This is a genomic window from Paraburkholderia elongata, from assembly GCF_013177735.1.
Lineage (GTDB): Bacteria > Pseudomonadota > Gammaproteobacteria > Burkholderiales > Burkholderiaceae > Paraburkholderia > Paraburkholderia elongata.
In genome coordinates this window covers 1-8,760 of sequence record NZ_WOEZ01000296.1, presented here as the reverse complement: position 1 = coordinate 8,760, position 8,760 = coordinate 1, and the positions used below count along the sequence as shown (strand labels likewise).

The 8,760-nt window shown below is 59.1% G+C and carries 10 protein-coding genes and 2 pseudogenes; 5 read left to right on the top strand and 7 right to left on the bottom strand.

The window, feature by feature from the left end; all coding sequences use genetic code 11:
- Positions 1–329 precede the first annotated feature (329 nt).
- Together GNZ13_RS47980 and GNZ13_RS47975 are read left to right on the top strand one after the other, a co-directional pair.
- Entirely contained in the window at positions 330–530 is a 201-nt protein-coding gene (locus GNZ13_RS47980; RefSeq protein ID WP_172178205.1) for a hypothetical protein, read from the top strand.
- 242 nt (positions 531–772) lie between these two features.
- Positions 773–1,690, top strand: coding sequence for a LysR family transcriptional regulator (locus tag GNZ13_RS47975; RefSeq protein WP_172178203.1), 918 nt, complete (start codon positions 773–775; stop codon positions 1,688–1,690).
- A gap of 1,190 nt (positions 1,691–2,880) precedes the next feature.
- On the opposite strand, the gene GNZ13_RS47970 is transcribed toward GNZ13_RS47975, so the two are convergent.
- The 3 genes from GNZ13_RS47970 to GNZ13_RS53695 form a co-directional block, all read right to left on the bottom strand.
- On the bottom strand, positions 2,881–3,057 hold the full coding sequence (locus GNZ13_RS47970; RefSeq protein WP_172178201.1) for a hypothetical protein: 177 nt from the start codon (positions 3,055–3,057) through the stop codon (positions 2,881–2,883).
- Positions 3,058–3,097: 40 nt separating this feature from the next.
- Positions 3,098–3,538, bottom strand: coding sequence for an SET domain-containing protein (locus tag GNZ13_RS47965; protein WP_172178199.1), 441 nt, complete (start codon positions 3,536–3,538; stop codon positions 3,098–3,100).
- A gap of 178 nt (positions 3,539–3,716) precedes the next feature.
- Positions 3,717–3,842, bottom strand: a complete 126-nt coding sequence (locus tag GNZ13_RS53695) for a hypothetical protein (protein WP_268959249.1) — start codon at positions 3,840–3,842, stop codon at positions 3,717–3,719.
- Between the two features lie 299 nt (positions 3,843–4,141).
- Between GNZ13_RS53695 and GNZ13_RS47955 the strand changes: the two genes are divergently transcribed.
- The gene (locus GNZ13_RS47955; RefSeq protein ID WP_172178207.1) at positions 4,142–4,444 is read left to right on the top strand and encodes an ArsR/SmtB family transcription factor; all 303 of its coding nucleotides are present in this window, start codon (positions 4,142–4,144) and stop codon (positions 4,442–4,444) included.
- Between the two features lie 85 nt (positions 4,445–4,529).
- Positions 4,530–5,591, top strand: a complete 1,062-nt coding sequence (locus GNZ13_RS47950; RefSeq protein ID WP_172178190.1) for an alkene reductase — start codon at positions 4,530–4,532, stop codon at positions 5,589–5,591.
- 201 nt (positions 5,592–5,792) lie between these two features.
- Here the strand turns inward: GNZ13_RS47950 and GNZ13_RS47945 are convergent, their stop codons facing one another.
- On the bottom strand, positions 5,793–6,320 hold the full coding sequence (locus tag GNZ13_RS47945) for a GNAT family N-acetyltransferase (RefSeq protein WP_172178188.1): 528 nt from the start codon (positions 6,318–6,320) through the stop codon (positions 5,793–5,795).
- A 135-nt stretch (positions 6,321–6,455) separates the two neighbouring features.
- Here GNZ13_RS47945 and GNZ13_RS47940 point away from each other — a divergent pair, with 135 nt between their 5' ends.
- Positions 6,456–7,103 (top strand): VTT domain-containing protein, encoded by a 648-nt coding sequence (locus GNZ13_RS47940; RefSeq protein ID WP_172178186.1) that lies wholly within the window; start codon positions 6,456–6,458, stop codon positions 7,101–7,103.
- Between the two features lie 96 nt (positions 7,104–7,199).
- Here GNZ13_RS47940 and GNZ13_RS47935 read toward each other — a convergent pair.
- From GNZ13_RS47935 to GNZ13_RS47925, 3 genes and pseudogenes are all read right to left on the bottom strand, one after another.
- Positions 7,200–7,527: pseudogene (locus GNZ13_RS47935) on the bottom strand (glutathione S-transferase N-terminal domain-containing protein); the annotation flags it as partial.
- A gap of 33 nt (positions 7,528–7,560) precedes the next feature.
- Positions 7,561–8,259, bottom strand: a complete 699-nt coding sequence (locus GNZ13_RS47930) for a fumarylacetoacetate hydrolase family protein (RefSeq protein WP_172178184.1) — start codon at positions 8,257–8,259, stop codon at positions 7,561–7,563.
- Positions 8,260–8,335: 76 nt separating this feature from the next.
- Positions 8,336–8,760 (bottom strand): annotated as a pseudogene (locus GNZ13_RS47925) (gentisate 1,2-dioxygenase); the annotation flags it as partial.

Here is an 8,760-nt window from a genome sequence, read left to right as displayed (position 1 = left end):
AGCCTCCAAAAAATGATTCACCCAGATCTGAAGCGGCGGTGATTCGATCGTCGAAGGGAAGATGACGCATTTTCCGGGGAAAAATCCGCAACTGGGAACATTTCATACGTGAGAATCGCGGAGTTAGCCCATGTCCGTTGCGATGCTGCAAGCTCAAACTGACTCAGCTCTGGTTATTCCTAATTGAGAATAGTCAGACGACCTTCCACCATAAGTGGTATCAGGAACCCGATCCGTTATCAGGATGGCAGTTGGGGCGTTGTCACCTGCGACAGAAGTGTGAGAGACATGAATGACATCGCCACTGGCAACGTGAAAGGCGTCATGGCATGACCTTGAACTATCTGCTACTCGGCCTCGAACGCGATGTGCGGATCGGCGCACTATCACGAAATTGTAAAGTGCGTGATAACTCTCGACCCGTCCATCTCAATGGCTATGGCGGCAAGCCGATCGCACGGGAATCCGAGAACCTCCATCTGGGTAATGACGACCAGACGTCAATTGCCGGTCTCGGCAAACGCTCCTAAAAAATGGACAACGGTTCTCGTTTTCACCTCAAGGTCGTTCAATGTCCAAAGGTTACTTCCGAAGCAGTGAATCTGGTTTTTTCAGCCCCGATGGCGGGTCAGCTTCAAGGTCGACTGAGGCGGCGGTGCGGGTAAAGTGTAGGTGTCCATAGCGATGAGAGTTTTTCACGCGTTACGATACAGGTGCACACGAGATCGGCCACACCGTAGAGCGATAAGTTATTCAATTGGACGAATAGTGTATGCGCCCCCCTTCTGACATCGATCTTCGCCATCTCAAGATATTTGTTCTACTGTACGAGCATCGCAGCGTGTCACGTGTTGCAGAGGCATTGGCAGCAGGACAACCCAGTATCAGTATTGCTCTGTCGCGGCTACGTGAACACTACGGAGATCCTCTTTTCGTTCGCAGCGGACAGACAATGCAGCCGACCGCGCGGGCTTCCATGCTCATTAATCCGATCCATGAGGCGCTTCGACTTCTGGATCATGCTGAGGAAGAGGTACCTGCCTTTTCGCCCGAACGTGCCGAACGACGGTTTAAGCTAGCGATAGCCGATGGAGGTAAGCCCGTGGTTTTGCCCCCATTGGCACGGTTTCTGGCTGAGACCGCGCCCCATATATCGCTCGATGTACGCGACATTACCTCAGATACGCCAGAGGCGTTGGAGGCAGGTGACATCGACCTCGCATTTGGTTTTATGACACTCAGAAAGCAGGGACTATTTCACCAAGGATTATTCAGCGAACGGTTTTGCTGTCTTGTGCGAAATGACCATCCAGTCGTGCGAACACGTTTCACTTTGCAGATGCTGCAAACCGTGACAATTGTTCAGGTGGCGGGAACCGGAAACTCATTTCCTCTGCTTGCAAGCTCGCTTGGCCGTGCCCGGGTGACGCCAAAGGTTGCGATCCTGATGCCTGACGCTCTCGGATTGGCGGAGGTCGTAGCGGGAACCCAACATGTTGCCCTCATTCCAGAAAGAATGGCACGGGCGCTGGCTGCAGACAGACCGCTAGTTGTTTTGCCGCTACCTATAAAGATGGAAACCTATACGGTCAGCCAGCATTGGCATCGCCGTAACCACCACGATGCAGGACATCGCTGGTTACGGCAATGCATTGCCGATCTTTTCGGCGACCATTCTCGAAAAGGCTGAGGGCCATCGGCCCCCGCAGCTAGCTGCTACTGGTTGCGGATTTGTGATCGGGAACGTAGGAACGCGATTTAAGGAAGTTGCAAAGCCCGGCGGATGGGGAACGACGACACGATCGATGAGATGATTTGCGTCATCGCCGGTGTGTTTCGGCATGGTATGGACGAGCGAGTGTTGAAGTTCGTTAATTCCGCTAGCCGTGTCCACAGAGGCGCTAATGGATGTCCACTATTTCCGCGAGCGCGTCTGTCGAAGCTCGACGCGCGCTCACTGTCTGGCACGGACGATGAAGCGGAGTGCGAGAGTGCGGTTTCAGACATCCAACTGCGGAATGTGGAAGGCCGCCGAGCAACACCTAAAGTGCCCTACAGTACGCCATTTTTCGTCGGTGCCCGGAGCCCAGTGGCGTCATATGATCGCAGGAACGACTGTTGAAATTTACGCCCGCTGCGGCCCTACCCATACTCACCTGTTGAGTGGCCCAACAGCCGCATTAGCGGAATTAATGGACACGTTGAATGCGCTAGCAAAATTAGCGGACACGTGGCGGGTCGCCCGTTGCTGAAACGCAACGGCGGCAAAACCAGACCTCCGCCCTGCCAGCCTTATTTGGAGCGCGCCACGAGCTTTCTTTCATTAGCGCAAGCTATGAACATGGCTAGCGGAATTAGCGAACATCAACAGCTGTAGATGCATCGCGTGCCTCCTCGACCTGTATTCCCAGCGCCTCGCTGTTCAGCGTCCGGAATTAACATCCGCTTAAGATTAGAGCCAAGCTTTCGCACGGGCTTTTTGGACGACCGCTTCTGGCGGAACTCAGCCCGATGCGAAGTGTTCGCGAAAACTATCGAAAAGTCGCCCGCCTGCTCCGTAGAAACGCCATCGAAAGCTCATGGTCCGAGCGTGGTCAAGAAAACAGTGGCAAAGTTTCGACGGCAGTTTGGCGCCGACGCCGCGGCGACGCAGATCGACTGGCCCGTGCAGCCGTTTTGTCGCTGGTCGAGCCGAGCCGCCGGTTCAGATCCGACAGCGCTCTGCAGACCGAAATGCGGGCTGGCACCTCGGTCAATGCCAGTTCAAGCCGGTCCAGCAGTTCAGGCAGACTCACTTCACCCGCCCTCTTCCGTGCGAACTTCCGCTTCTGCATAAGGCCGCTCCCCTGTATCTGTCGACGATACGCGCTGGCGTCGACGTCACCACAAATCGTCGAGATCCAGCGACATCTGTTTCTTCGTGTTTGCGTCAGCAGCACCGTCGGAGGCATCTCCCTTTGGCAAGGGTGGCTTCAGCACATCGATATGGACAACCACATCCACGCCGATCCGGACAATGCCATCGTTCGGCCGCCTCGCAACGAGGTCGTTTTCCACGGGAGCGGCGCTGCCCTCTCTTACCTGCGCAGCCAGCCGTTCATGCTGCGTCCGCCAGCATCGACTGACGGCAGCCCGATGCCGCACACCGGCAGGCGTACTGGGCCCGAACCTCTTCATTCGCAGGATCGTCAATCGCCAGCAGATATTCAATGAACAGTTCTTCGCCCGGCTCGATTGCCCGCAGCGTATGAATGAAAATCCGTCCCTGATCCTCGATGGTCTCGCAGTTCGGTGCGCAGGCGTGATTGAGCCAGCGTGCACTATTGCCACCGCGACTCCCGTCGATCACGGTCCCGTCCGATAGTCCGAACAGAAACGTATGTCCATCAACGCCTTCGCGTCGGTGACGGCGCACCGCATTGCGCCATGACGTGATTTCACCCTTGTACTGCAGCACGCGCTCGCCTGCGGCGAGAGGCCGAGCGGCGAACACGCCCCTGCCGTGAACAGACGATCGCCGGACGATCACACGTCTCATGGTGTTCTCTCTATTGACATGCGCGCCAGTATAGAAGAGGCATAAATCCGCATCCACACCGACGTGGATACGTCACTCGCGTCAAGGTTGCGGCAATCGTTTCGGGTTGAAACTGGAAGTTCGTCTTGGCGCAATCAGCTGGTGGTTCGGAACCCGCTCAACTGAAGGCAGCGTCGGACTAGAAAAGCTGGGCGCCGAGTTCACGCAGGCTGTTCCACTTGACGGCGCTGACAAAGGTCTGGCCCGTGATGTCGAGCGATTCGATCATCGCGCGCTGCCCCCGCGCTTCTGCGATGACGCGCACGATGCGCGTCCGGTAGCGCAACAGCGCACCGATCGGCGGGCACAGCTGATTTCCGGGCGTAATTTCACATTATGGAATATGAGCTGCGTTCTTTTTTGTGCGAAATGTGGTCCGTGTCGAAAGTGCAGGCTTATTTGTGTGCTCACACTATCGACCCCATAGCCAGTAACGGTTTCATGCATATCGTCAAATTCCGATATATGATTCGTCTTGTAGCGATGCAGAGTCGTGGCCGCTAACCGGCGCCACGTCTGCCTGTTGTTGATGCCCTGAAGTTGATGACCCGAAAACCGACCCACATGACGCTTGATATCGACGCGATTCACAAAGCGCTTGCCAACCCCGTACGGCGGGAGATTCTCGGCTGGCTGCGCGAGCCGCACGCGCATTTTTCCGACCAGGAACTGCCGCTCGATCACGGCGTGTGCGCCGGCAAGATCGACGCGCACTGCGGCCTGTCGCAGTCCACCGTGTCGGCGCACCTTGCCGCCTTGCAGCGCGCGGGTCTCGTCACGTCGAAGCGGGTCGGTCAATGGGTATTTTTCAAACGCAACGAGGCCGTCATTCAGGCCTTTCTCGAGTACATGAACACCGGGCTCTGAACGCGTCATCCGCATCGCCGCGCTTCTTTCATCATGCAGTTTTTTAAGGCCCGGGCCACGCGCCCGCCACCTAAGGTGAACTCATATGCCGACTCTTTTTGACCCGCTCCAGATTGGCGACATCACGTTGTCGAACCGCATCATCATGGCGCCGCTCACGCGCCAACGCGCCGAAGAAATCCGCGTGCCGAACGCGCTGATGGCGAAGTACTACGCCGAACGCGCCACGGCAGGCCTGATCATTAGCGAAGCCACTTCCGTCACGCCGCAAGGTGTCGGTTACGCCGAAACCCCGGGCATCTGGTCGCAGGAACAGGTAGAAGGCTGGAAGATCGTGACGAACGCCGTGCACGCAGCCGGCGGCAAGATCTTCCTGCAACTGTGGCACGTCGGCCGTATTTCGGACCCGCTGTTCCTGAACGGCGAATTGCCGGTTGCGCCGAGCGCGATCGCAGCACAAGGCCACGTGAGCCTGGTGCGTCCGGAGCGTCCGTACGTGACGCCGCGTGCACTCGAACTCGACGAAATCGCCGGTGTGGTCGAGGCGTTCCGCAAGGGCGCTGAAAACGCGAAGGCAGCGGGCTTTGACGGCGTGGAAGTGCACGGCGCGAACGGCTATCTGCTCGATCAGTTCCTGCAAGACAGCACCAACAAGCGTACCGACGCTTATGGCGGCCCGATCGAAAACCGCGCCCGCCTGCTGCTCGAAATCACCGATGCCTGTATCGGCGTCTGGGGCGCGAACCGTGTCGGCGTGCACCTTGCACCGCGCCGCGACGCGCACGCCATGGGCGATTCGGATCCGGCAGCCACCTTCGGTTATGTGGCACGCGAACTCGGCAAGCGCAAGATTGCGTTCATCGCCGCCCGCGAAGCGCTCGGCGACGACCGCCTCGGCCCGCAACTCAAGAAGGCATTTGGCGGCCCCTACATCGCGAACGAAAAGTTCACCAAGGAAACCGCGCAGCATGTGCTCGACGCGGGTGAAGCAGACGCGGTGGCATGGGGTCAATTGTTCATCGCGAATCCGGATCTGGTGCGCCGCTTCGCGACGAATGCACCGCTGAACAAGCCGAATCCGGCGACGTACTATGCACGCGGCGAAACCGGCTACGTGGACTATCCGACGCTGGAAGCGGTGGAATAAGCAGTTATAAGCAGTTGAAGTCAGCGGAGGCGTAAGCCGCTTTGTTAAAGCGGCTGGTTACTCGTAGTACGCAGCAAGACCACGCGGTGGGTGTGACCGGAACGATGTCCGGCCATGCCCGCCGCGTTTTTTCATGCGTTGGCCGTTGCGACCAGCGCACACCGCCCGCACTACAAGCAATCTAAGCGCTCACGCCCACCGTCATGCCAGATCACGCCGCATGAACACGCGCTTCGATTCGTCGAGCCCTCGCGCGATATGCGCGTCGCGCCGCGCGATCAGCGTCGCATCGAGATCGGCCTCCGCGATGTCGCGAAAGCCGAGCCGCCGATAGTACGGCGCGTTCCACGGCACCTCGCGAAACGTCGACAGCGTGAGTTGCGTTATCTGTCGCGCACGCGCGAGTTGCGCGACCTGCTCGATCAGCGCCGCGCCGATGCGTTGTCCGGCATGCGAAGTCAGCACATCGAGTTCCTGAACATAGAAATGCGCGGGCTGCGGCTCGAACATCACGAACGCCACACAGGTCTCGTCGGCATCCACGGCGACGACGATCTGCCGCGCGTCGATCTTGCGGTTGACGAGTTCCAACTCCATCGGCGGTGCATCGGCGATACCGATCATGCCGACACTGGCAAAGCGCTGGCCAGCCTCGAATTCGATCGTACGGATAGCGTGCGCATCGTGCGGCGCGGCAAGGCGGAACGTGAGGTTGGAAGCGTGTTGCATAAGCGTTTCGTAGGTTTTTTTAGGGGTGGTTCTGAAAGACACGCCCCGATATTGACATCACCCCCTCGAAAAAAACAAGTGCCCGCGCCGCCACGGGACTAAACTCCTGAACACCCAAATCCCCTACGAACCAAGATGGATCTCATGCATCTGCTGCAGGTCGCCCTGCACTTCGACCAGCACCTGAGCAGTTTGATCGTGCAATACGGCACCGCCGTCTACGCGATGCTGTTTCTCGTAGTGTTCGTGGAGATCGGCTTCCTGCCATTATTCTTTTTGCCTGGCGATCCGCTGATTTTCATCTGTGGCGGTCTCGCCGCCACCGGCGCGCTGAACGTCTGGCTCGTGATCCCCGTGCTGTTTGCCGCCACCGTTGCCGGCAGCATAGTCTGCTACGCGATCGGCCGTGCAATCGGCGAAAAAGTCTATACCGCCGACTATCGCTGGCTCGACAAGAACGCGCTGCGTAAAGCGCACGCGTTTTACGAAGCACGCGGCGGCCTCACCTTTCTGCTGTCGCCGTTCATTGCCGTCGTGCGCACTTTCGCGCCGTTCGTCGCCGGCGTTTCGCGCATGACGTTTGCTCGTTTCGTGTCGTTCGTCACGGCCGGCGCGGCGCTGTGGATCGTGTCGCTGGTAGCGGCCGGCTATCTGTTCGGCAATGTGCCGCTGGTGCGCGATCATATGAGTTCGATCGTGCTGCTGGGTGTCTCGCTCGGTGTAGGATCGCTGCTGGTGAGCGCCGTGTGGCGCTTCGTCAACCGAAGGTTGCGTGCTCACTGAACCGAAGGTTGCGCGCACACTGAATTTCGTGGAGCCACACGCTGACGAGAAGGTAACGACGCGCCAGGGTCTCAGCCTGGCGGCGCAGCGGCTTGCACTGTTGACGGGATGGATTTCACAGGCAATCAGCAACGAGAGTTCGAGCACGCGGGCGCGCAGGTGTGGTTCGAGCGGGATCAAGTGCTGCTCAGGATACTGCCGATCGAGGTAATCGATGATCGCCAGCGACTGACCGAGTCTGAAATCCCGGTCGATCAGCGTAGGTACCAAAGCGGACGGGTTCACGTTCGCCACGTAATCGGCGGCGCGATGCTCGCCGGCGCAAATTGTTGACGGGCAGCGTTTCGTAGGCGATCCCCTTGAGGGCGAGCGCGATGCGTACGCGGTACGACGTCGAACTGTTGAAGAAGCCATGGAGTTGCACGGCGAGTTCTTCCTTCAATTGCAACGCTTGACGTCAAACGACGCTCACGGCGATTTCACCCAGACGATCGACGCCGACCTTCATCGTGTCGCCCGCCCTCACCGCGCCGACACCCTCGGGCGTCCCCGTGAAGATCACATCGCCCGGTTCGAGGCGGAAGAATTTCGACAGATATGCCACCGTCTCCGCGACCGACCAGATCAGATGCGACACGTCGCTCTCCTGTTTCGTCTCGCCATTGACCGTCAGCCAGAGGCCAGCCTTCTCGAAGTGACCGGCTGCGCTGGCGGGGTGAATCGGCCCCATCGGCGCGGAGCGGTCGAACGCCTTGCCGATTTCCCACGGACGCCCCATTTCGCGCATCTTCATCTGCAGATCGCGGCGTGTCATGTCGAGGCCGACGGCGTAACCCCATACGTGGTCTAGCGCCTGCTCGACGCCGATGTCCGAGCCGCTCTTACCGATCACGGCGACGAGTTCGGCTTCGTAGTGGTAGTTCCGCGTCTGCGACGGATAAGACAGTTCGAGTGTTTCGCCATAAGCGACGGGCACGATGGCATCGGCAGGCTTGCAGAAGAAGAACGGAGGTGCGCGATCGGGATCGAAGCCCATTTCGCGCGTATGCGCCGCATAGTTGCGGCCTACACAATAGACGCGGCGCACCGCGAATTGAGCGTCGCCGCCGGCGACGGGAACAGCGATGGGCGCTGCGGGCGGGAAAACAAAAGCCATGATGATTTAGACTCGACAGGTTTAAGAAGGCCGCCAGGTGCCGCCAGCAGGGCGTGCAGAAGTGAAACGGCTGCGTCTAGCTGCGTTCTTCGCGCAGCAAATTCAGTGCGGCGAGCACAGGGCGATCCGAGTAGCTGAACAACACGCTTTCCGCCGATGCCGAGAGCCGCACTGGTGCCCACGACGGCGCGACGAACACGTCATGCGGCTCGAACAGGAATTCGTCGTCGCCGATCTTGACCGTGCCCTTGCCTTCGACGACGCAGTAAACCGTTGCGTCGGTGCTGCGATAGGGGCGGCCCTTGAAGCCTGCGGGCAGGTACTGCATGAACGTCGCGATGCCCGGCATGGGCCAGCCGCCCGTGGCCGGGTTCACGTAGCGCAGCTTCACGCCATCCCACTCGTCCAGTTCACCATTGCGGTACAACGCGTCGAGCGCTTCGCGGCTGCGCGCATATGGGTAGCTGAAAATCGGCGAAGTGGGATCGGATACGCGGTGCC

Coding starts and splice junctions, on each gene's coding strand:
- GNZ13_RS47980 (WP_172178205.1), top strand. CDS start 330: ATGACCTTGAACTATCTGCTACTCGGCCTCGAACGCGATGTGCGGATC.
- GNZ13_RS47930 (WP_172178184.1), bottom strand. CDS start 8,259: ATGGCTTTTGTTTTCCCGCCCGCAGCGCCCATCGCTGTTCCCGTCGCC.
- GNZ13_RS47950 (WP_172178190.1), top strand. CDS start 4,530: ATGCCGACTCTTTTTGACCCGCTCCAGATTGGCGACATCACGTTGTCG.
- GNZ13_RS47975 (WP_172178203.1), top strand. CDS start 773: ATGCGCCCCCCTTCTGACATCGATCTTCGCCATCTCAAGATATTTGTT.
- GNZ13_RS47955 (WP_172178207.1), top strand. CDS start 4,142: ATGACGCTTGATATCGACGCGATTCACAAAGCGCTTGCCAACCCCGTA.
- GNZ13_RS47940 (WP_172178186.1), top strand. CDS start 6,456: ATGGATCTCATGCATCTGCTGCAGGTCGCCCTGCACTTCGACCAGCAC.
- GNZ13_RS47965 (WP_172178199.1), bottom strand. CDS start 3,538: ATGAGACGTGTGATCGTCCGGCGATCGTCTGTTCACGGCAGGGGCGTG.
- GNZ13_RS47945 (WP_172178188.1), bottom strand. CDS start 6,320: ATGCAACACGCTTCCAACCTCACGTTCCGCCTTGCCGCGCCGCACGAT.